Below are 21492 nucleotides of genomic sequence, written 5' to 3' on the forward strand. Positions count from 1 at the left end.
GGGCTGGACAGTATGCCATCACTGACCTTATCTTCCGCCACAGGTCACCGCAGTGACCAGCGTCGCTCGGACGGTTCCGGGCGCTTACGTTATCCGAGGCAACAATGGCTGAACAAGGTTCGCCGCGCCGCTTTGCGCGCATAGATCGACTCCCCCCTTACGTTTTCAACATCACCGCCGAGCTGAAGATGGCCGCGCGTCGTCGTGGTGAAGACATCATCGACTTGAGCATGGGCAACCCCGACGGCGCCACGCCGCCGCACATTGTCGAAAAACTCGTACAAGTTGCCCAACGCGAAGACACCCACGGTTACTCCACATCCAAGGGCATTCCACGCCTGCGCCGGGCGATTTCCAATTGGTACAAGCAGCGCTACGAGGTCGATATCGACCCGGAAAGCGAAGCCATTGTCACCATCGGTTCCAAGGAAGGCCTGGCGCATTTGATGCTGGCGACCCTCGATCAGGGCGACACCGTACTGGTGCCGAACCCGAGTTACCCGATTCACATCTACGGTGCGGTGATTGCCGGCGCCCAGGTGCGTTCGGTGCCGCTGGTGCCGGGCGTGGACTTCTTCGATGAACTGGAACGAGCGATTCGTGGCTCGATTCCGAAGCCGAAAATGATGATCCTCGGCTTCCCGTCGAACCCGACCGCGCAGTGCGTGGAGCTGGATTTCTTCGAACGGGTGATCGCCCTCGCCAAGCAGTACGACGTGCTGGTGATTCACGATCTGGCCTACGCCGACATCGTCTACGACGGCTGGAAAGCCCCGTCGATCATGCAGGTGCCGGGCGCCAAGGACATCGCGGTGGAGTTTTTCACCCTGTCTAAGAGCTACAACATGGCCGGCTGGCGCATCGGTTTCATGGTCGGCAACCCGGAACTGGTCAACGCGCTGGCGCGGATCAAGAGCTACCACGACTACGGCACTTTCACTCCGCTGCAAGTGGCGGCGATTGCTGCGCTGGAAGGCGATCAGCAATGCGTGCGCGACATCGCCGAGCAGTATCGCCAGCGGCGCAATGTGCTGGTCAAAGGCCTGCATGAACTGGGCTGGATGGTCGAGAACCCGAAGGCGTCGATGTATGTCTGGGCGAAGATTCCCGAGCAGTACGCGCATCTGGGCTCGCTGGAATTCGCCAAGAAATTGCTGGCCGAGGCTAAAGTTTGCGTCTCGCCGGGGGTTGGTTTTGGTGAGTATGGCGATGATCACGTGCGCTTTGCGCTGATCGAAAACCAGGACCGGATTCGTCAGGCGGTGCGCGGGATTCGCGGGATGTTCCGGGCGGATGGCTTAGTCGCAAAAACTGGCGGCTAACACAAAACCTGTAGGAGTCTGATCGTTCCCACGCTCCGCGTGGGAACGCAGCCCGGGACGCTCCGCGTCCCAAAGCGGACGCAGAGCGTCCATTGAGGCATTCCCACGCAGAGCGTGGGAACGATCACCCACAAAAAAACCGCATCGCTGCGGTTTTTTTGTGTCTGCGAGAAGCCGCTTAAACGAACAGCGACAACAGCAGGATAAAGCCCAACGCGACGATGGACAGGATGGTTTCCATCGCCGTCCAGGTCTTGAACGTCTCGGCCACGGTCATGTTGAAGTACTGCTTCACCAGCCAGAAACCGGCGTCGTTCACGTGCGACAGAATCAACGAACCGGCACCGGTAGCGAGTACCAGCAGCTCACGGTTCACACCCGGAATCATCCCCACCACCGGCACCACAATGCCCGCGCCGGTAATGGTCGCCACTGTGGCCGAACCGGTCGCGATACGAATCACCGCTGCCACCAGCCACGCCAGCAGGATCGGCGAGATCTGCGCACTAACGGCCATGTGGCCGATCACGTCGCCGACACCGCTGGTGACCAGCATCTGCTTGAAGCCGCCACCAGCACCGATAATCAGGATGATCGCCGCGGTTGGCGCCAGGCTTGCGTCGAGCCACTTGAGCATTTGCTGGGAACCGATGCCCTGCTTGTGCCCGAAGGTGTACAGCGACAGCAGCAACGCCAGCAACAGTGCCGAGATCGGGTGACCGATCATGTCCATCCAGGTGCGGAAGAAGTGACCGTCCGGCAACGCCACGTCAGCGAAGGTTTTCAGCAGCATCAGGAACACCGGCAGCAGCACGGTGATCAGGGTGATGCTGAAGCTCGGCAGCGTGGTCGAGTCGTCATTTTCACGGGCCAGTTGATCGACCAGTTCCTGATTCGGGTGACCCGGAATGTGCTTGGCGATAAACGTACCGAAGATCGGACCGGCAATGATCGCGGTCGGCAGCGCAACGATCAGACCATAAAGAATGGTCTTGCCGATGTCAGCGCCGAACACGCCGATGGCCAGCAGCGGGCCCGGGTGCGGTGGCACCAGACCGTGCACGGCGGACAGGCCGGCAAGCAACGGGATACCGATCTTGATGATCGACACGCCGGTGCGACGGGCAACGATGAACACCAACGGAATCAGGAGCACGAAGCCGATTTCGAAGAACAGCGGGATGCCCACCAGGAACGCGGCGAACATCATCGCCCACTGGACTTTGTCTTTGCCGAACGCACGGATCAGGGTCTGGGCGATTTGATCCGCCCCGCCCGACTCGGCCATCATTTTGCCGAGCATGGTGCCCAGCGCAAGGATGATACCGACGAAACCGAGGACGCCACCGAAGCCGTCCTGGAACGCCTTGATGATGGTGCCGATCGGCATGCCGGAGGTCAGACCGAGGAACGCAGCAGCGATGGTCAGGGAGATAAATGGGTGAATCTTGAATTTGGTGATCAGGATAATCAGGCCGATTACCGTGACCACTGCATCGAGCAGCAGGTAGGCGTCGTGGGACATGCCAAACATTGGGGGTGTCTCCTGGATTGTTGTTGTTATTAAAGCGGGTTAAACAGAAGTCGGGAGGACAGCGCTATCTCTTTCAACACACTCATACCGCCTGTTTCAGACCGTGGGCCTGCCACCAGACGTGAGCCTGGGACGCCAGTTCTTCAACGCTGTGGATCGAGGCATTCAGGGCCAACGTCAACGGTTCGCCCTTGGGCGACTCGAGGGTGGCGAACTGGCTTTCGATCAGCGTGGCCGGCATGAAGTGGCCCGGACGATGGGACACACGCTCAGCGGCAACTTCAGGGGTCAATTCGAGAAACACGAAGCCCAGGCCCGGCAAGGCACTGCGCAACACTTCGCGATAACTGTGTTTAAGGGCCGAGCAGGTCAGCACCGGACGTTTGCCCGATGCATCGACGCGACGCAGTTCATCGCACAGGCTGTCGAGCCAGCCGGCACGGTCGTCGTCGTTCAGGGGGATCCCCGCGCTCATCTTTTCGATGTTCGCGGCCGGATGGAAAGTATCGCCTTCAATGGCAGTGGCGCCGCTCAATTGGCACAGGGCCTCGCTGACGCACGTCTTGCCGCAACCGGCAACGCCCATGATGACCAGGGCGGTGATGGGATGACTCATATAACACCTCAGCGCGCAGACAGCGCTACCTTTGCTAGCTATGACTCTAGTGCACAGGCAGAAGTTGCCGACGCCTTCTTGTCGTTTTTTTGGGTTGCAGCAGGTTTGTTCCCAACACCAAAAAGCGAAGATCAGGCAGGACCTCGCTTACGCATTTACAGCTGCATCAGGACAGCGCTACCTTAGTGCCTTGATTTTTGTTTGGCAAGCCGTCGATGACCACCCCTAAAAACGATAAAAATACCCGCACCACCGGCCGTCCCACCCTCAATGAAGTTGCCCGCCTCGCCGGTGTCAGCCCGATTACCGCTTCTCGCGCCTTGCGCGGGGTCAGCACCGTGGCCACCGAACTGGTGGAAAAAGTGCAGAAAGCCGCCCTCGAACTCAACTATGTGGTCAACCCGGCCGCCCGCGCTTTAGCCTCGGCGCAGAGCCATTCGGTGGTGGTGTTGGTACCGTCGCTGTCCAACCTTTTGTTTATCGACACGCTGGAAGCCATTCATCGGGTGCTCACGCCCAAAGGCTTCGAAGTGCTGATCGGCAACTTCCACTATTCACGCGATGAAGAAGAAAACCTGCTGCGCAACTACATGGCCTATCAGCCGCGTGGTTTCTTGTTGACCGGGTTTGACCGCACCGAAAGTTCGCGACGGATGATCGAGGCGAGCAACATTCCCTGCGTGTACATGATGGAACTGGACAGCGCCGCCGGGGTGAATTGCGTCGGATTTTCGCAACTGAGTGCCGGTGAAACGGCGGCCGAGCATTTGCTCTCCCGTGGGCGCAAACGTCTGGCTTACATTGGCGCGCAACTCGATCAGCGCACGTTGTTGCGTGGCGAAGGCTTTCGCAAAGCGTTGCAGAAGGCCGGGCGTTATGACCCGGATCTGGAAGTGCTGACGCCTCGCTCTTCATCGGTGGGCTTGGGCGGGGAACTGTTTTTGCAGTTGCTCGCGGCGCACCCGGATGTCGATGCGATCTTCTTTGGTAACGACGATTTGGCCCAGGGCGCTTTGCTGGAAGCGCTGCGCAATGGCATCAAGATTCCTGAGCAAGTGGCGATTCTTGGTTTCAACGACTTGCCGATGTCCGAACACATGGTGCCGCGCTTGAGCAGCATCAATACCCCGCGTGAAGCGATTGGCCGGCGCGCGGCGGAGCAGATGCTGACGTTGATGGCCGGTAACAGCGTCGCGCGCCCGGTTGAAGACATGGGCTTTGAACTGAAGATCCGCGAGAGCACCTGACCCTTCACAAACGCTGAGTTGAAACACACCCCTTCACCGATCGTTCCCACGCTCTGCGTGGGAATGCCTCAACGGACGCTCCGCGTTCGGCTTTTGATGGGACGCAGAGCGTCCCGGGCTGCATTCCCACGCATAGCGTGGGAACGATCAACCGCCCAACAATTCGACGAGGGCATGCGCGCCCTTCTGCAATGGCTGGCTCTTGAGCCACACCGCATGCACCGGCATCACCAGACCGTTTTCGATGTTGCGAAAATTCAGCCGTTTCAGTCGCCCGGAGTCGATCCGCGGCTGCACCACCGACAGCGGAAAGTTACCCCAACCCAATCCCGCCTCGACCATTTCCATCGCCGTCTCAAGGCTGTCCGTGCGCCAATACGACTCCGCCACCAACGGTCGCGTCTCACTGATCGGCAAGTCGCGACTGGCGACGATGATCTGCCGCACGTGCACCAGATCTTCAAGAAACACATCCCGCCCCTGCAACAACGGGCTGTCCGCCGCCAGCGTGGCGATCATCCGCTCGCTGCCGACAAACTGAAAACGCTCCAGCACATTCATGCTCAGCCCGGCGAACGCCAGGCACACGCTGACCCGGCCGCTGTGCAGCATCGCCAGCACGTCATCTTGCGGCGCGGTCAGCACTTCGATATCCAACAGCGGATGCCGCTCGGCGATCTCCTTGATTGCCGCCAGCAAACGACGGCGGTCGATGTCCGCGACCACGCCGATCGACAACTTGCTCTCCAGTCCCAACGACAACTCCACCGCGTGCACTTGCAGTTGCTTGAGCTGCTCGGCAATCAGCCGCGCGTGTGGCACCAGCGACAGCGCCATCGCCGTGGGTTGCGGTTCGCGATGGCTGCGGTCGAACAGCAGATAACCCAGTTCGGCTTCAAGGTTGCCAATGCTCATGCTGACGGCGGAAGGCACCCGACCCAATGCGCGAGCCGCCGCTGAAAACGAGCCGCGCTCAATCACCGCAAGAAACAGCTCGATACTGTCGCTGTTGAAATTCACCCTGAACACCTATCAATAGAACTGAAAGTAGCTGACTTTTTCTGTCAGCCCTATTGAAGCTATCTTTCGCCGCCTTCGCCAGTCCCGCTGGCCAACAAACGGCAAGAAAGAGGCAAATCCCCATGCAAGGCGTCAAACGCAAACTGGTCTATGTGTCGCTCTACGAAGTGATCGGCATGACCTTCTCCGCCCTTGGTCTGGCGCTGTTGTCCGGCACCTCCCCGGGCAGCACCGGGCCGCTGGCGGTGATCATCACCACCATAGCCGTCACCTGGAATTTCATTTACACCTCGATGTTCGAACACTGGGAAAGCCGCCAGATTTCGCGCACCCGCACGGTGAAACGCCGCATCGCCCATGCGATCGGCTTTCAACTGACGTTGATCGTGTTTCTGATTCCGTTGATCGCCTGGTGGATGAACATCAGTCTGGTGCAGGCGTTTCTGCTGGATCTGGCGCTGATCATTTTCATCCCGTGCTACACGTTTGCCTTCAACTGGCTGTTCGACCGGATCTTCGGCTTGCCGGCCTCGGCGTTGCCAGATTCGGCGGCTGCGGCATAAATCGTTAATTCGTAAACAGATATTGCAAGGAATCAGCGGTTTACCCGGTTAAACCGCCGATATTCACAATCCGTTAACTCCGATAGCAGGCTAAGCTTTTCCATCAATAAAAAATGGATCAGCCCCATGACTGCTCACGCCTCCGCCGCCGCGCAAAGCGACGGCATCGACCCGATCCGCGCCGCTCAGGTGTCCGCCCGCATCGATCGCCTTCCGGCGGTCGCGACGATTTGGCGCTTGGTGGCGCTGCTGTCAATCGGTGGTTTCTTCGAACTCTACGACCTGTTCCAGACCGCCTACATCAGCCCCGGTCTGATCCGCGATGGCATCTTCGCCACCGGTAATCAGGGCGTGTTCGGCTTCTCCGATCAGGCGGCGTTCGCCTCGGCGACGTTCCTCGGTCTGTTCCTCGGCGCCAGCCTGCTCAGCCCTTTGGCTGATCGTTTTGGTCGTCGCGCGATCTTCACCTTCGCGCTGGTCTGGTACACGGTGGCGACGGTGTTGATGGGCATTCAGAGCTCGGCGCTGGGCATCATTTGCATGCGCTTTCTGGTTGGCATCGGTCTGGGTATCGAACTGGTGACCATCGACGCTTACCTCTCGGAACTGGTGCCCAAACGCATGCGCAGTTCGGCATTTGCTTTTGCGTTTTTCGTGCAGTTTCTGTCGGTGCCCGCGGTGGCGTTGATGTCATGGTGGCTGGTGCCGCAGGCGCCATTCGGCGTGTCCGGCTGGCGTTGGGTGGTGTTGGCGAGCGCGGTGTTTGCGCTGTTTATCTGGTGGCTGCGCAAGCGTCTGCCGGAATCGCCGCGCTGGCTCGCGCAACATGGCCGCTTTGATGAAGCCAAGCGGATTCTCGATGGCATCGAAGCACGATGCGAGAAGGATCACGGTAAACCGCTGGATACGCCGGAAACCGTTCCGGTCGACGTCGAAGGCAAGGGTCGCTTCGCCGACATCTGGCAGCCGCCGTATCGCCGCCGCGCGTTGATGCTGATTGTCTTCCACATCTTCCAGGCCATTGGGTTCTTCGGTTTCGGCAACTGGCTGCCGGCGCTGCTGTCCGGTCAGGGTGTCAGTGTCACCCACAGTTTGATGTATGCGTTCATCATCACCCTCGCCTACCCGCTCGGGCCGCTGCTGTTCGTGAAGTTCGCCAATCGTTTCGAAAACAAATGGCAGATCGTCGGCTCGGCCCTCGGCGCGATGACCTTTGGCACCCTGTTCGCCCTGCAGACCAGCGCGTTCGGGCTGATCTTCTGCGGGGTGATGATCACCTTCTGCAATGCCTGGTTGAGCTTCAGTTATCACTCTTACCAGAGCGAACTGTTCCCGACCAACATCCGCGCCCGCGCTGTGGGTTTCTGCTATTCGTTCAGTCGTTTGTCGACGGTGTTCAGCAGTCTGTTGATCGGCCTGTTTCTCGACAACTTCGGTACGCCGGGGGTATTGGCATTCATCGTCAGCAGCATGCTGATCGTGATGGTGACCATCGGCTGGTTCGGCCCGCGTACACGCAATCTGGCGCTGGAGAACATTGCCCATCGCTGAGGGTGGCAACGGTCATCCTCTGCCGCTTATCGGCAAGGGATGACCGCCACGCACACCTGGCCAATGGTCAACTTGTTGAAATAAAAGGACTTACTTAGAAGGCACGGTAATTGCTCCGATACGCCAGTCAGCAATTACCTTCAGGTCCACACATCATGTTGATCAGTGCCAAACAACAGCAAATCATTCATCTGCCCAAAGCGCTGAATGACGATGCGACGTCCACTGCTGCCGCCGGTCTGCAGGGTGGTCTGCACGGCGCCATGCTGCAAACCCTGCAAAACCAGACCCAGGCGCAAACCGCCGAAGCCACCGCCAAGGTGCAGGACTCGGCCACGCAGATTGCCACTCAGCAAGTCAGCGAAGCCACGCGCATCAGCGACAACGTCGACGAAGCGTTCGCCAAGACCCGCGTCAACCTGCAAGCCACCGATGCCACCACAACCTCGGCAAAGTCCGCCACCGACGAGTTCAAGGATTACATGAGCAAGACGCCGGAACAGCGTCTGCGCGACAGTATCCTGCAGTCGATGGGGCTGACCGAAGACGACATCAAAGCCATGCCGCCGGAGAAACAACTGGCCATCGGCAAAGAGATCGCCGAGCGCTTGCAGGACAAGATGAAGTTGGCGCAGGCGGAGAAAGACAACGATGTGAAGGACAGCGACAAGCAGGCGGGCAAGTTTCTCGCTGCGCTCTGAGACCACGGATTCCAGGCTACCGCACGGTACCCCTGTAGGAGCTGCCGAAGGCTGCGATCTTTTGATCTTGCTTCCAACAACGAATCAAAAGATCGCAGCCTCGTTCCACTCGACAGCTCCTACAGGCCACTTTGTGGAATCAGTTCAATTGCAGGGTTTCATTGAACTGGCTGATCGCATCCACCACATGCCGGGAGCCCTGCTGAATCTCCAGAATCACCTCTCCCGCCTCATTCGCCAGCTCAACCCCTAGCCCGGTGCGGCTGAGACTTGATTGCATACTCGACACCGCACTCAGCGACAGGTCATGGTTTTTGCGCACTACCTCGACAATCTCCAGCGTCGCCTGACTGGTGCGCGCCGCGAGGCTACGCACCTCATCCGCCACTACCGCAAATCCGCGCCCATGCTCCCCGGCCCGCGCCGCTTCAATTGCCGCGTTGAGCGCCAGCAAGTTGGTCTGATCGGCAATGCCGCGAATGGTCTGAACGATGGTGCCGATGATGTCCGACTGTTTGCTCACTGCATCGATGCTGGCGGCGGCTTCGTTGAGATCGCGGGAAATGTCCTGAATGATCTGCACGGTTTGCTGTACGACCTGTGAGCCTTTTTGCGCGCAGGCGTCGTTTTGTACCGAGGTGCTGTGGGCCGATTCGGCGGCGTTCTGCAAGGTGGTCATTTGATGGGTGATGTCGCTGGCGAACTTCACCACTTTGTACAGGCGGCCTTTGGCATCGAATAACGGGTTGTACGAGGCTTCGAGATAAACCATTTGCCCCGACTTGTTCTTGCGCTCGAAACGGTGCGAGTGATATTCGCCACGGTTGAGCGAGGCCCAGAATGCCTTGTACTGCGCAGACTCGGCTTCGGCACGATGGCAGAACAGGCTGTGGTGATGACCGACGATTTCGTTGAGCGAGTACTGCATGGTCTTGAGGAAGTTGTCGTTGGCGGCAATGACATTGCCTTCCGGGGTGAACTCGATCACCGCCATGGAACGGCTGATCGCCGCCAGCATGCTTTCTTCTTCGTGCTCTTTATTCACCCGAGCGGTGATGTCGGCAGCCACTTTGATCACGCTGTGGACTTGCTTGTCCGGGCCATACACCGGCATGTAACTGGCTTCGAGCCAGACTTCCCTGCCGGCCTTGTTCAAACGCAGAAAAGTCCCGCTGATCGGCTCACCGCGAGCCAGGTCACGCCATAATTTGGCGTACTCCTCGCTGCGATAGAAAGTCTCTTCACAAAACACCCGATGATGTTTGCCACGCACTTCATCGGCGCTGTAGCCCATGGTCTTGCAGAAGTTTTCATTGGCATCCAGAACGATGCCGTCAGGGCTGAACTCGATCATTGCCATCGAGCGGCTGATCGCCGCCAACTTGGCGTTGGCCTCGGTCAGGGCGCAGCTGAAGCGCTCGATTTCCTGCAGGTCAGCCTTGTGATGTAGGTTGAACATGGTTGTATCACCTTCCGCGCGGACTTTTGATTTGATGAAAGTTCAGTTCTTTCACGATCCACCACTACGTTCCACAGAACAGGCACACGCATTCCTCCACGGGAGGAAGTTGTCAGGTGATAAATGATGATCAATCGGAGCGTCCATGCAGCGACGCTCTAATCAAGACATCCTTCTCTTGATAGCCCGCACGCGGGCCAGCCCTAACGCGTTGAAGAACTTCCATGTAAGCGACGCTCCTTGTTGGTTCAGTGTCGGTGCCTTGGGTTGCGCACTCTGGCAGCATGAATTCACGGACTAACGCTGTGCGTCCGGCAAGTTTTGACATGACGGTCGACATAGTTAGTTACGGGAAGCATAGCCAGTGCGAAGACCTGCGCAAGGCCACTAGTCGGCCAGTATCTGGCACTTTTTGCACAAGAAACGGTTCAGCGCGGGAAGAATTGCTGGCGGGGCAGACGCTTTCGCTGGCAAGCCAGCTCACACAGGATTCTGCGCTTCTGCAAATCAGCGCAATTCCTGTGGGAGCTGGCTTGCCAGCGATGAGGCCATTACAAACACTACAAAAACGACAGAAACGAGTTATAGACTTCCAGTCACCTTGGTCGCCACCTCTGCAGGCACCCAAGGCTTCCAGACCTGCGGCTGATCACGCAAAAACGCCTGCGCTACCACCCTCGGCTGCAAACGTTTTTCACTCATCCCGGCCAGGGTCTGATTCAACAGATCGATCGGCAAATCAACCTTTTCAAAAAACGTCACCAACTCCGGATACTGCGCCTTGAACGGCGCCGATACGCCAATCGCCAGGCTCGCCGGCATTGAGCGGGTGCCCTTGGGGTTGGGATTGTTGGCATCGGCCAGGGTCTTCCAGGCCTCGGCATCGAATGGCGGTTCCTCCAGTTTGACCAGTTTGAATCGGCCAAGCAGCGGCGTCGGTGACCAGTAGTAGAACAACACCGGTTTGCCCCGTTTGATCGACGATGCCACCTCGGCATCCAGCGCCGCGCCGGAACCGGTGCGGAAGTTGACGAAGCTGTCATTTAGCGCATAAGCCTTGAGCTTCTGGCTGTTGACGATCTCCGAGGTCCAGCCGGTCGGGCTGTTGAGGAAGCGCCCACGCGACGGATCTTCCGGGTCGCGGAACACGTCTTTGTAGCGCGGCAGATCCGCCACCGACTTCAACTCCGGCGCCAACGCTTTGATCCCGCGCTCAGGGTCGCCCTTGATCACATACTCAGGTACCCACCAGCCTTCGGTGGCGCCTTTGACCGTATCGCCCAAACCGAACACCTTGCCTTCGGCGGCCGCCTTGACCCACGCCGGACTACGCCCGGCCCATTCTTCGCCAATCACCTGAATATCGTTTTTCGCCAATGCGGCCTCAAGGCTGACCGTACTGCCGGGCAACGTGTCGGTCGGGTAGCCATAGCCTTTTTCAACGATCAGGCGCAGCACTTCGGTGATGAAACTGCCGCTCTCCCAAGTGATGTCGCCGAAATGGATCGGCGCGGTTTTCTCCGTCGCCGAAACAGCACCAACGCTGAGGCTCAGAGCCAGCAACGACGTGCCGAGCAGGGTTTTGATCGATCTCATGCGGACCTCTTGTCTTGCAGGAATTGGTTGGCGCTGTGGCGATCGCACAACGCTTGGGAACGGTTCATGTAAACACTGACCGAGCGCTGGGAGATGCCCAGTTCGGTGGCGATTTGCGGGTAGGTCAGGCCGTCGATGCGGGCGAGCAGAAACGTCGCGCGGACTTTGCCGGGCAAGCGCTGCAAGCTGTGGTCGAGTCGAGTGAGCGTTTGCGATTGCTGGACGAACTCTTCAGGCGAGGCGGCGTAATCAATGTCGATTGACTGGCGATGACGACGCTCCAGATCAGCACGTCGCCAGCGCTGATAAAGCAGACGCTGGGCGATGGTCGTCAGCAAGGCGCGAGGTTCACGAATGGCCGTCAGTGCCGGGGCCTCGAGCAATTGGGCGAAGGTTTCGGCGGCAATGTCTTCGCTGCCGGCCGCGTCATGCAGATGACGGTGCAGATAAGCACAGAGCCAGCGATAGTGGGCGCGAAACAGGCCGTCCACAGTGTGACGATGGGAAAGGTCGGCGCCGGACATAGGGGCTCCTTGATGAGGGGTCGCTGAATGTCCGGTGTTCCGGTGGCGCGATCGTAGCAAGGCGCCTTATTCTTTAATAATATTTAAATTTCATTTTTATATTCTATTCGAGAATATAAAAACTAAAAATCGCAGCCTTCGGCAGCTCCTACAGGTGTACGCATTCGATGTAGGAGCTGCCGAAGGCTGCGATCTTTTAGCGTAAGTGGCTATAGCCACATTCTTCAGCCTCACGCTGATAGTCGAGCAAGATCTGATAATCGCTTTCGCTGGCAGCAAGCACCTCAGGCAACCCCAAGGTCTGCGCGACCTCGGGCAGTTCGCGCAAAGTCAGATTCATCATCCGCCGCAACGTCTCAACCTGCTCGTCCGTGGCGCTGGCGACGGTAATGAACGGCAGGGTCGGGCTCAGGGCGCTGCGCGCAATCACCCGCAAGGCGCTGACCTCTTGCGGCGCATGCTGCGCCAGGTAGGCGTAGGTAACGCTGTCGATGGCAGCCAGATCAGCGCGGTGTTCGCGCAGCCAGCGCAGGCTCTCGCGATGGCCGCCGCTGATGCCGACCGAGGCAAAGAATTGTCCGTTTTGCTGCAACGACGCCAGACGCTGACGCAGCAGGTTCATGCCACTGTTGGAATCTTCGCTGTTGATCACCCCTCGACTGTTTTGAAAGTCCGCTAGCGTTTTGCGTGAGTCATCAGCGCGGCCGAGGATCAGGCTGCAATGATTGCCGGCGCTGGCGTCAGGCAGTTCGTAGCGAGGACGTCCGACGATGCGCACTTGTCCGCGCAAAGCGGTCATCAGCGGATAGCCGCAGGTTTGCGTGAGCAGCAGATCGGGTGATAACCAGAGTTCGGGCAACGACAGGCCTTCAGCGCTCAGGCGAGTGTGGCCAAGCAGCTCAAGGATGCGCGCAATCCAGCGCTCATTCGCCACGCGGATTGACTCGGGGGCGATGTACATCAGGAGTTCGGTGTGGTGTTGAGCCATACACATTTTTTCCGAGTTACAAATAGCCAATGTGGGAGCGAGCCTGCTCGCGATAGCGGTGCATCAGTGACATCTTCGGCGCCTGACACACCGCTATCGCGAGCAGGCTCACTCCTACAGGGTTTTGTGGTGTTCTTGGGTTAGTGGTAAGGATGCTCGGGGCTGTCGATTGGCTTCAAAACATGGCGTCGCCAGAACTCGCCATACCCGCGCACGAGAAACCCGCCACTGCGCGCGATCCATTGCTCGCGATGCATCCGGTAAACCTTGGGCAAGTCGTACCACGCAAGCTTGGGCAAGTCGTGATGCACCAGATGAAAATTCAGATTCAGAAATAACCAGCGCCACGGCCAAGCCGCTTCGTTCAACACCGTGCGCTGTTCGGGTTGTGCGTGGGGACGGTGTTCATAGTAGGAGCGGATCATCGCGATCGACAACGCCGGCACGCTGATCAGCAGCAGGTAATGCCAGACCGGCAGCACGCTGACACGGGCGACAAACCACAGCATCAATAATGTAAACGCACCATGAGTCAACCACATCAACCAGGCTTGGCGCTCGCCGTTTTTCAGCTGCTGCAACTGTTCTTTGGCCAACGCTAGCAGCGCTAGCGGGGCGCCAATCAGGAAGCGTCCGAGCACGGTTTTGTTCAACCAATGCAAGCTGCGCTCGAACAGCGAACTGCGCTGCCAGCCAACGCGGGTCAGATAGCGGCTTTCCGGATCGACGCCGGGCACGGTGAGATCCTCATCGCGGTGATGCAGCAAATGGCTGTCGCGATACAGCGTGTACGGATACCACACGGCAAACGGCGCGTAGCCAAGGATCTTGTTGAAGCGCACCCAGCGCGTCGGATGCCCGTGCAGCAACTCGTGCTGCAACGACAGCCACAGCACCAGCAACGGGATCAGCAACAGCGTGCTCAAGCCACGACCGAGCCAGTGACTATTGAGAACAATGGCAAACCAGCCGCCATAGACGCCGATCAGCAACAGCCAGGTCGGCCATTCGGTGCGGGCGGTAAAGCGTTGGCGCAGGGTTTCGATCTGCTGACGATGGGCGGCGTCGAAGTAATGGGGCATGGCATTGCTCGGAACGGGATTCTTGCCCTTCTGTGCAACGACGATGCGCAATCTTGCAGATTATTTTCGGGTTCAGGCAGGAGCCCGAGAACCGGGCTCCGGAAAGGCGTGATCAGTGACCGAAGATGTCGACCTTTTTGGCTTTCTTCTCTGCGCGTTTTTCAATCGCGGTCTTGGCCGGTTTCTTCTTCGCGGCTTTCTTTGAATCCATACCTTTGGACATGATGCGTACTCCACTCACAGGGGATGTAGGCTCAGGTATACACCTATCCTGTTGCGTGCGTTCTTTTATAATCGCCGCTTTCAGCGCCGACAGTCCGATCCCATGCCCGACACCCAATACAGCCTGCTCGACGAGTCGTTATGGCCGTTGATGAACAAGTTTTACCGCAGCCATCAATCGTCGATGAAAGCTGTTCGCGATGCGCAGCTGTGGGTCGCGCGACGGGGAGAAATTGTTGCCGCGCTGTGCTTGCGGCCGGTCGCGGGCGGGCACTGGTTGACCGGGCTTTTTGTTGATCCGGGATGTCGTGAGCAGGGGATTGCCGCACAGTTGATCGCGGCGGCGGTGCAGAATGTGAGCGAGCCGGTGTGGCTGTTCTGCCATCCGGATCTGCGTGAGTTTTATGAGCGGCGCGGGTTCACCTTCGACCCGGCGCTGCCCCAGGCGATGGCGGAGCGCTTGAGCCGGTATGCGCGGAGCAAGCCGATGATTGCGATGGAGCTGAGACCGTCAATCTGATGCAAAACCCTGTAGGAGTGAGCCTGCTCGCGATAGCGGTATGTCAGTGACATTCTCGGTGACTGACATACCGCTATCGCGAGCAGGCTCACTCCTACACGGGGATTGTGGTGTTCTCGGGGATTAGTCGTCTGCTGCGGGATCAAGGTCCGGGAACATCACTTCGGTAAAACCGAACTTAGTGAAGTCGGCGATCCGCGACGGGTACAACCGACCGATCAGGTGATCGCATTCGTGCTGCACAACCCGTGCGTGGAAGCCCGACGCAGTGCGCACAATCGGCTCGCCCTTCGGATCAAACCCTTCATAGCGAATCTGCTGATAACGATCCACCGCACCGCGCAACCCCGGTACCGACAGACAGCCTTCAAAGCCCTCTTCCGTCAGCGGACTCAACGGTGTGATCAGTGGATTGATCAGGATCGTCTGCGGCACCGCTTCAGCGTCCGGGTAACGTTCGCTGTGTTCGAAACCAAAGATCACCAGTTGCAGATCGACACCGATCTGCGGCGCAGCCAGGCCGACACCACCGACGCTTTCCATGGTCTGGAACATGTCGTCGATCAGTTGCCACAGCTCAGGGCTGTCGAACATCTCGGCCGGCACGGGCGGGGCGATACGCAGCAGGCGCTCGTCGCCCATTTTCAGAATTTCACGAATCATGATCAGACTTCGTCAGTGTCCGGCTTGAGCGAATGATCGCGGCCCAGGCCCGAGACGTGTTGTTTGGGATGTTCATCGAGTTCGCCGGGGACTTTCTCACCCGCATCCTTGCCCTCGCTGGACATGTGCTCGATCACCGCATTCATCTCGGCGCCAAGCAACAGCACCGCGGCGGAAATGTAGAAATACAGCAACAGCACGATGATCGCCCCGATGCTGCCATACATCGCGTTGTAGTTGGCGAAGGTTTTCACGTAGAACGCGAACCCCAACGAGGCGATGATCCACACCACCACAGCCAATACCGAACCGGGGGTGATGAAGCGGAACTCCTGTTTGACGTCGGGCATGACGTAGTAGATCAGTGCCACGGCGACCATCATCAGAATCACGATCACCGGCCAGCGCGCAATCGTCCACACGGTGACGATGAAGTCTTCCAGACCCACCTGCGCGGCGATCCAGCCCATCACTTGCGGCCCGAGCACCATCAGCGCGGCGGCCACCAGCAGCATGCCGGCAATGCCGACGGTGTAGACAATCGACAGCGGAAAACGCTTCCAGATCGGCCGGCCCTCGACCACGTCGTACGCGGCGTTCATCGCGCTCATCATCAAGCGCACGCCCGCGGAAGCGGTGTACAGGGCGATAACGATACCGACTGAAAGCAAACCACCCTTGGACTGCTGCAACTGGTCGATCACCGGATTGACCTGCTCCAGCGCCTGTGGCGGCAGGACCAGTTCCGATTGCAGGCGCAGCCAGGAGAAGAAGTCCGGCAGGTGCAGGAAACCGATCAGGGCAATCAGAAACAGAATGAACGGGAACAGCGAGAACAGCATCTGGTAGGCCAGTGCCGAGGCGTAGGTCGACATCTCGTCGTCGACGAATTCAGTGACCGTGCGCACCATCACCCGGTGCAGGGGCAGACCTTTCATGTCCGGAAAAATCATTCGCGTCTCCTTTCGCCGCAATACAGGTTGAAGTCGTGGCGACTCAGGGGCCGTTTTTTACATCAAGGTAGCCTGTTTGGCGAACCTTGCCGGGTCTCTGCAGAATTTCGACACAAAAACGACCATCCTTGGATGGCCGTTCTTGTCTTTCGTTCAAGGCTGAATTACGCCTTGTCGACGCCTTTTTTGACCGCGTCCTTGGCTTTGCCGACCGCTTGCTGGGCCTCACCTTTTTTCTCTTGAATCTTGCCTTCGGCCTGCAGCTTGCTGTTGTCGGTGGCTTTACCGACGCCTTGCTTAACGTTGCCGACCGCTTCGTTGGCCATGCCTTTTACTTTATCGCCTGTGCTACTCATGGTGTTTCTCCTTGGTGCAATTAGGGGGAAAAGTCAGTACGTAATGATTGACTGGCCGGGTTTGCGCCAAGTTTCATTTATTTTCAGGGGTTCATTTCGTCGTGGCGTGCAGGTTGGGCTTTATGTTTGCGTGCGTAGCCCCGAGAATGCGCAACATATGGGCGCCAAGCGCCAGGAACTGATCCCGCAGGAATGTTATGAAACTCGATAAAACGCAGGCCATCGCCCGACGCAACAAGGAACTGGGCGGTGCCGTGCTCGGCACCAACAACTGCCATTTCGCCGAACTGAACCGTAACCGCAACATCTGGTGGTTCGACCTGCCAGTGTCGCGTTTGGCCATCGGTCAGTACGAGTGGATTCACTTGCTGATGCACACGCCGGCCACTGACGAACTGCTGCACCTGAAAGTGCCGACGGTGTTCCTGCGCGAAAAGCTTGAAGGGCTGGTGATTCGCAACGAAGGCAAGCGTAAAGCGGCATTGAGCCTGGAATTGAGTGCGGACAAGGATTCGTATCTGCAGGACATGCGCCCGGCGGGGACTAATGTGAATTTCGCGCCGTTCCGTCAATAGCCCTCACCCTAGCCCTCTCCCGGAGGGAGAGGGGACTGACCTAGGTGTCTGGACGAGGTACACCGACCTGAAATATCGAGTCGAACTCAGATTCTGAAAAGCCCCCGATCAGCTCCCTTCCCCCTCGCCCCCCTGGGGGCGGTCCGACGTTTCGGGAGGGTTGGGGTGAGGGGGTAGAATTTACCGGACACTGCAAACTCCCCCGCATACACCAACAAAAAGCCCCGCATCTGCGGGGCTTCGTGTTTTAGGCGGCGGACTTGGCCTTGATCTTCTTCAGCTCTTCATCACGCAACTCGCGGCGCAGGATCTTGCCGACGTTGGTGGTCGGCAGCGCATCGCGGAATTCCACCGAACGCGGCACCTTGTAGCCGGTGACGTTGGCGCGCATGTGCTCCATCACCGTTTCCTTGGTCAGCGTGACGCCCGGCTTGGCAACGATGAAGATCTTGATCGCCTCGCCCGACTTCTCGTCCGGCACGCCGATGGCCGCGCACTGCAACACGCCCGGCAGGGTCGCCAGCACGTCTTCCAGTTCGTTCGGGTAGACGTTGAAACCGGAGACCAGAATCATGTCTTTCTTGCGATCGACGATGCGCATGTAGCCGTCCGGCTGGATCAGCGCAATGTCACCGGTCTTCAGCCAGCCTTCGCTATCGAGCATTTCATCGGTGGCTTCCTGACGCTGCCAGTAACCCTTCATCACTTGCGGGCCCTTGACGCACAGCTCGCCGATTTCACCCAACGGCTGCTCGACACCGGCATCGTCGATGACTTTGCACAGTGTCGATGGCACCGGAATACCGATGGTGCCGATCTGGATGTTCTGGATCGGGTTGACCGTGGCCACCGGACTGGTTTCGGTCATGCCGTAACCTTCACAGATAGCGCAACCGGTCACCGCTTTCCAGCGCTCGGCAGCAGCCAGTTGCAGGGCCATGCCGCCGGACAAGGTGACTTTCAGCGCAGAGAAATCCAGCTTGCGGAAACCTTCGTTGTTGCACAGCGCCACGAACAGCGTGTTGAGACCGACGAAACCGCTGAACTTCCACTTCGACAGTTCCTTGACCATCGCCGGCAGGTCGCGCGGGTTGCTGATCAGGATGTTGTGGTTGCCGATCAGCATCATCGCCATGCAATGAAAGGTGAACGCATAGATGTGGTACAGCGGCAGCGGCGTGATCAGGATTTCGCAACCTTCATTGAGGTTGGAGCCCATCAGCGCTTTGCACTGCAGCATGTTGGCGACAAGGTTGCGATGGGTCAGCATCGCGCCTTTGGCCACGCCAGTAGTGCCGCCAGTGTATTGCAGCACCGCAACGTCGCCGCTGTGCGGATTGGCTTCGGCCACCGGCTGGCCCTGGCCCTTGCTCAGCACGTCGTTGAACTTGACGGCTTTGGGCAGGTGATAGGCCGGCACCATTTTTTTCACGTACTTGATGACGCTGTTGATCAGCAGACGCTTGATCGGCGGCAACAGGTCGGCGACTTCAGTGACGATAACGTGTTTGACGCCGGTTTTCGGCACCACGGCTTCGGCCAGGTGCGCCATGTTCGCCAGGCACACCAGCGCCTTGGCGCCGGAGTCATTGAATTGGTGTTCCATTTCCCGCGCGGTGTACAGCGGGTTGGTGTTGACCACGATCAGCCCGGCGCGAATCGCACCGAAGACGGCTACCGGGTACTGCAGAACGTTGGGCAGTTGCACGGCGATTCGATCACCGGGCTGCAAATCGGTATGCTGTTGCAGATACGCGGCAAACGCACCGGACAATTCGTACAATTCACCGTAGGTGATTGTCTTGCCCAGGTTGCTGAAAGCCGGTTTGTTGGCGAAGCGTTGGCAGGATTGCTTCAACACTGCCTGAATGTTCGGATACTCGTCCGGATTGATGTCGGCAGCAATTCCAGCCGGGTATTTATCCTTCCAAAAGTCTTCGATCATGGAAGCCCACTCCTCAGCAACGCGAATTCTTCACCGCATTTGATGCGATTATTATTGGTGTGTGTTTGGTATTGGTGAATCTGGCTTTTATATAGGCCGAGAAGTCACAAAGCGCGCCGAGAGTAGCAGCTTTGCCAAGGGTCGACTAGAGCCAAAAGCGGCCCCTACAGTCATTATCATGACTCAAGACTATCTAGCAGTCATTTTAGAGCAAAAATCCTAGAACAACCTTAAAGCCCCGGTTTTCGGGGACTTAAAGCAAAAGATCGCAGCCTTCGGCAGCTCCTACAGGAAATGTATTCCAAGGTAGGAGCTGCCGCAGGCTGCGATCTTTTTGCTTCTGGTCTTTATGCGATATCGCGCAACTCGCGCCGCAGAATTTTCCCGACAGGCGTCATCGGCAATGACTCACGCAACACAATGTGTTTCGGCACTTTGTAAGCGGTGAAATTCTCTTTGCAGTAGGCCTTGAGCTCTTCAAGACTGACCCCCGTTTCCCGCGCCACCACAAACAACTTCACCGCCTCGCCCGAGCGCTCGTCCGGCACGCCGATCACTGCGCAATTGGCGACTTTCGGATGCGCCATCACCACGTCTTCGATTTCATTGGGGTACACGTTGAAACCGGAGACGATGATCATGTCCTTCTTGCGATCGACGATTCGCACAAAGCCGTCCGGATCGATCACCGCAATGTCACCGGACTTGAACCAGCCCTCGGCATCCAGCACTTCGGCAGTGGCTTCAGGCTTATGCCAATAACCTTTCATGATCTGCGGGCCCTTGATGCACAACTCGCCGCGCTCGCCCATCGGCTGTTCGACACCATCATCGTTGATGACTTTCAGCAACGTGCCCGGCACTGGCAGGCCGACCGTGCCCAGCCGCGATTGATCGCCGTACGGGTTGGTACAGGCCACCGGTGATGTTTCGGTGAGGCCGTAACCTTCGGTGATGCGGCAACCGGTTATTTGCTCCCAGCGCTCGGCGGTGGCCTTGACCAGCGCGGTGCCGCCGGAGTTGGTGAGCTTCAGACTGGAGAAATCGAGGGTCTTGAAATCCGCGTGATCCATCAGCGCCACGAACAAGGTGTTCAAGCCCAGCAGCGCCGAGAAGCGCCAGTTCTTCAACTCCTTGATGAAGCCGGCAATGTCGCGCGGGTTGGTGATCAGCACGTTGTGGTTGCCGGAAACCATCATGCACATGCAGTTCGCCGTGAACGCATAGATGTGATACAGCGGCAGCGGCGCAATCATCACTTCCTGGCCTTCGCGCAGCAGCGGCTGGCCGTCCGGGCCGAGTTGCGCGAGACAGGCGCGCACTTGCTGCATGTTCGCCACCAGATTGCCGTGAGTGAGCATCGCGCCTTTGGCCAGGCCGGTGGTGCCGCCGGTGTATTGCAGCACGGCGATGTCGTCGAGACCGACCTTCAGCGGCTTGACCCCAAGGCCACGGCCCATGCGCAGTGCACTTTTGAAGGAGATCGCCTGCGGCAGCGAATACGCCGGGACCATTTTCTTCACTTTACTGACCACGGTGTTGACCAGCCAACCCTTGGCAGTGGGCATCAGGTCGCCCATCTTCGCTTCGATCAGGTATTGAATGTCGGTGTCGGGCAGCACTTCCTGGACTTTCTGGCCGAACATGTTCAGGTACACCAGTGCTCGTGCGCCGGAATCCTTGAACTGATGGCGCATCTCCCGCGCGGTGTACAGCGGGTTGGTGTTGACCACGATCAGCCCGGCACGCAGTGCACCGAACACGGCAATCGGGTAATGCAGGACGTTGGGCATCTGCACCGCAATGCGATCCCCCGGGACCAGATCGGTATGCGCCTGCAGGTAACCGGCGAAGGCGGCGCTCTGGCGCTCGAGTTCAGCGTAGGTCAGGGTGATGCCCATATTGCTGAACGCCGGGCGATCGGCGAACTTCTTGCAGGAACGCTCGAACACCTCGATCACCGACTTGAACTCACCCATATCGATGTCCAGCGGTACGCCGGCCGGGCGTTTGTCGTTCCAGAAATCAGGTTGCATTGTTCTTGTCCTCTTTACC

20 protein-coding genes and 1 pseudogene are annotated in these 21492 nt (G+C 58.4%); 7 read left to right on the forward strand and 14 right to left on the reverse strand.

Features of this window, described 5'->3' with window-relative positions; translation table 11 throughout:
- Window positions 1–104 precede the first annotated feature (104 nt).
- A complete protein-coding gene (gene alaC, locus AC3IUF_RS22765) occupies window positions 105–1322 on the forward strand; it encodes an alanine transaminase (protein ID WP_077574233.1) in 1218 nt (405 codons plus the stop codon).
- Between the two features lie 178 nt (window positions 1323–1500).
- On the opposite strand, the gene AC3IUF_RS22770 is transcribed toward alaC, so the two are convergent.
- A complete protein-coding gene (locus AC3IUF_RS22770; protein ID WP_095048166.1) occupies window positions 1501–2856 on the reverse strand; it encodes a GntP family permease in 1356 nt (451 codons plus the stop codon).
- An 82-nt stretch (window positions 2857–2938) separates the two neighbouring features.
- Entirely contained in the window at window positions 2939–3472 is a 534-nt protein-coding gene (locus AC3IUF_RS22775; protein ID WP_007917804.1) for a gluconokinase, read from the reverse strand.
- Between the two features lie 215 nt (window positions 3473–3687).
- On the opposite strand from AC3IUF_RS22775, the gene gntR reads away from it, so the two are divergent.
- Window positions 3688–4719: an HTH-type transcriptional regulator GntR gene (gene gntR / locus AC3IUF_RS22780; RefSeq protein WP_007917805.1), complete on the forward strand. Its 1032-nt coding sequence runs from the start codon at window positions 3688–3690 to the stop codon at window positions 4717–4719.
- A 147-nt stretch (window positions 4720–4866) separates the two neighbouring features.
- Here the strand turns inward: gntR and AC3IUF_RS22785 are convergent, their stop codons facing one another.
- Entirely contained in the window at window positions 4867–5739 is an 873-nt protein-coding gene (locus tag AC3IUF_RS22785; RefSeq protein ID WP_489279364.1) for a LysR family transcriptional regulator, read from the reverse strand.
- Window positions 5740–5861: 122 nt separating this feature from the next.
- Here AC3IUF_RS22785 and AC3IUF_RS22790 point away from each other — a divergent pair, with 122 nt between their 5' ends.
- The 3 genes from AC3IUF_RS22790 to AC3IUF_RS22800 all read left to right on the forward strand — a co-directional run bounded on the left by AC3IUF_RS22790 (window position 5862) and on the right by AC3IUF_RS22800 (window position 8554).
- Entirely contained in the window at window positions 5862–6302 is a 441-nt protein-coding gene (locus tag AC3IUF_RS22790; RefSeq protein ID WP_489279366.1) for a PACE efflux transporter, read from the forward strand.
- Between the two features lie 126 nt (window positions 6303–6428).
- Window positions 6429–7853, forward strand: a complete 1425-nt coding sequence (locus tag AC3IUF_RS22795) for an MFS transporter (protein ID WP_007917814.1) — start codon at window positions 6429–6431, stop codon at window positions 7851–7853.
- Window positions 7854–8008: 155 nt separating this feature from the next.
- A complete protein-coding gene (locus AC3IUF_RS22800) occupies window positions 8009–8554 on the forward strand; it encodes a hypothetical protein (RefSeq protein WP_007917816.1) in 546 nt (181 codons plus the stop codon).
- A 139-nt stretch (window positions 8555–8693) separates the two neighbouring features.
- On the opposite strand, the gene AC3IUF_RS22805 is transcribed toward AC3IUF_RS22800, so the two are convergent.
- From AC3IUF_RS22805 to AC3IUF_RS22830, 6 genes and pseudogenes are all read right to left on the reverse strand, one after another.
- Entirely contained in the window at window positions 8694–9233 is a 540-nt protein-coding gene (locus AC3IUF_RS22805) for a methyl-accepting chemotaxis protein (RefSeq protein ID WP_225919999.1), read from the reverse strand.
- Window positions 9234–9236: 3 nt separating this feature from the next.
- Window positions 9237–10013 (reverse strand): annotated as a pseudogene (locus AC3IUF_RS22810) (PAS domain-containing protein); the annotation flags it as partial.
- Window positions 10014–10595: 582 nt separating this feature from the next.
- Entirely contained in the window at window positions 10596–11609 is a 1014-nt protein-coding gene (locus AC3IUF_RS22815; protein ID WP_095112250.1) for an ABC transporter substrate-binding protein, read from the reverse strand.
- On the reverse strand, window positions 11606–12133 hold the full coding sequence (locus AC3IUF_RS22820; RefSeq protein ID WP_095112251.1) for a sigma-70 family RNA polymerase sigma factor: 528 nt from the start codon (window positions 12131–12133) through the stop codon (window positions 11606–11608). Before AC3IUF_RS22820 ends, AC3IUF_RS22815 begins: the two co-directional genes overlap by 4 nt.
- A 196-nt stretch (window positions 12134–12329) precedes the next feature.
- On the reverse strand, window positions 12330–13121 hold the full coding sequence (locus AC3IUF_RS22825; RefSeq protein WP_489279369.1) for a phosphate/phosphite/phosphonate ABC transporter substrate-binding protein: 792 nt from the start codon (window positions 13119–13121) through the stop codon (window positions 12330–12332).
- Window positions 13122–13261: 140 nt separating this feature from the next.
- A complete protein-coding gene (locus tag AC3IUF_RS22830; protein WP_489279370.1) occupies window positions 13262–14203 on the reverse strand; it encodes a fatty acid desaturase in 942 nt (313 codons plus the stop codon).
- A 325-nt stretch (window positions 14204–14528) separates the two neighbouring features.
- On the opposite strand from AC3IUF_RS22830, the gene AC3IUF_RS22835 reads away from it, so the two are divergent.
- Complete coding sequence (locus AC3IUF_RS22835; protein WP_007917838.1) at window positions 14529–14945, forward strand: GNAT family N-acetyltransferase; 417 nt, start codon at window positions 14529–14531, stop codon at window positions 14943–14945.
- A 123-nt stretch (window positions 14946–15068) separates the two neighbouring features.
- Here the strand turns inward: AC3IUF_RS22835 and def are convergent, their stop codons facing one another.
- The 3 genes from def to AC3IUF_RS22850 form a co-directional block, all read right to left on the reverse strand.
- Window positions 15069–15608: a peptide deformylase gene (gene def / locus AC3IUF_RS22840; RefSeq protein WP_489279372.1), complete on the reverse strand. Its 540-nt coding sequence runs from the start codon at window positions 15606–15608 to the stop codon at window positions 15069–15071.
- Between the two features lie 2 nt (window positions 15609–15610).
- On the reverse strand, window positions 15611–16561 hold the full coding sequence (locus AC3IUF_RS22845) for a YihY/virulence factor BrkB family protein (RefSeq protein WP_007917840.1): 951 nt from the start codon (window positions 16559–16561) through the stop codon (window positions 15611–15613).
- Between the two features lie 164 nt (window positions 16562–16725).
- Window positions 16726–16917 carry a CsbD family protein gene (locus AC3IUF_RS22850; RefSeq protein ID WP_007917841.1) on the reverse strand — a complete coding sequence of 64 codons (192 nt, stop codon included), beginning with the start codon at window positions 16915–16917 and terminating at the stop codon, window positions 16726–16728.
- 197 nt (window positions 16918–17114) lie between these two features.
- Between AC3IUF_RS22850 and AC3IUF_RS22855 the strand changes: the two genes are divergently transcribed.
- Window positions 17115–17492 (forward strand): hypothetical protein, encoded by a 378-nt coding sequence (locus AC3IUF_RS22855; protein ID WP_007917843.1) that lies wholly within the window; start codon window positions 17115–17117, stop codon window positions 17490–17492.
- 247 nt (window positions 17493–17739) lie between these two features.
- Here AC3IUF_RS22855 and fadD1 read toward each other — a convergent pair whose 3' ends face one another.
- Window positions 17740–19437 (reverse strand): long-chain-fatty-acid--CoA ligase FadD1, encoded by a 1698-nt coding sequence (fadD1, locus tag AC3IUF_RS22860; RefSeq protein WP_007917844.1) that lies wholly within the window; start codon window positions 19435–19437, stop codon window positions 17740–17742.
- Window positions 19438–19784: 347 nt separating this feature from the next.
- Entirely contained in the window at window positions 19785–21473 is a 1689-nt protein-coding gene (gene fadD2, locus AC3IUF_RS22865) for a long-chain-fatty-acid--CoA ligase FadD2 (protein WP_095112256.1), read from the reverse strand.
- Window positions 21474–21492 lie beyond the last annotated feature (19 nt).

The organism is Pseudomonas sp. KH_040 (genome assembly GCF_057839305.1).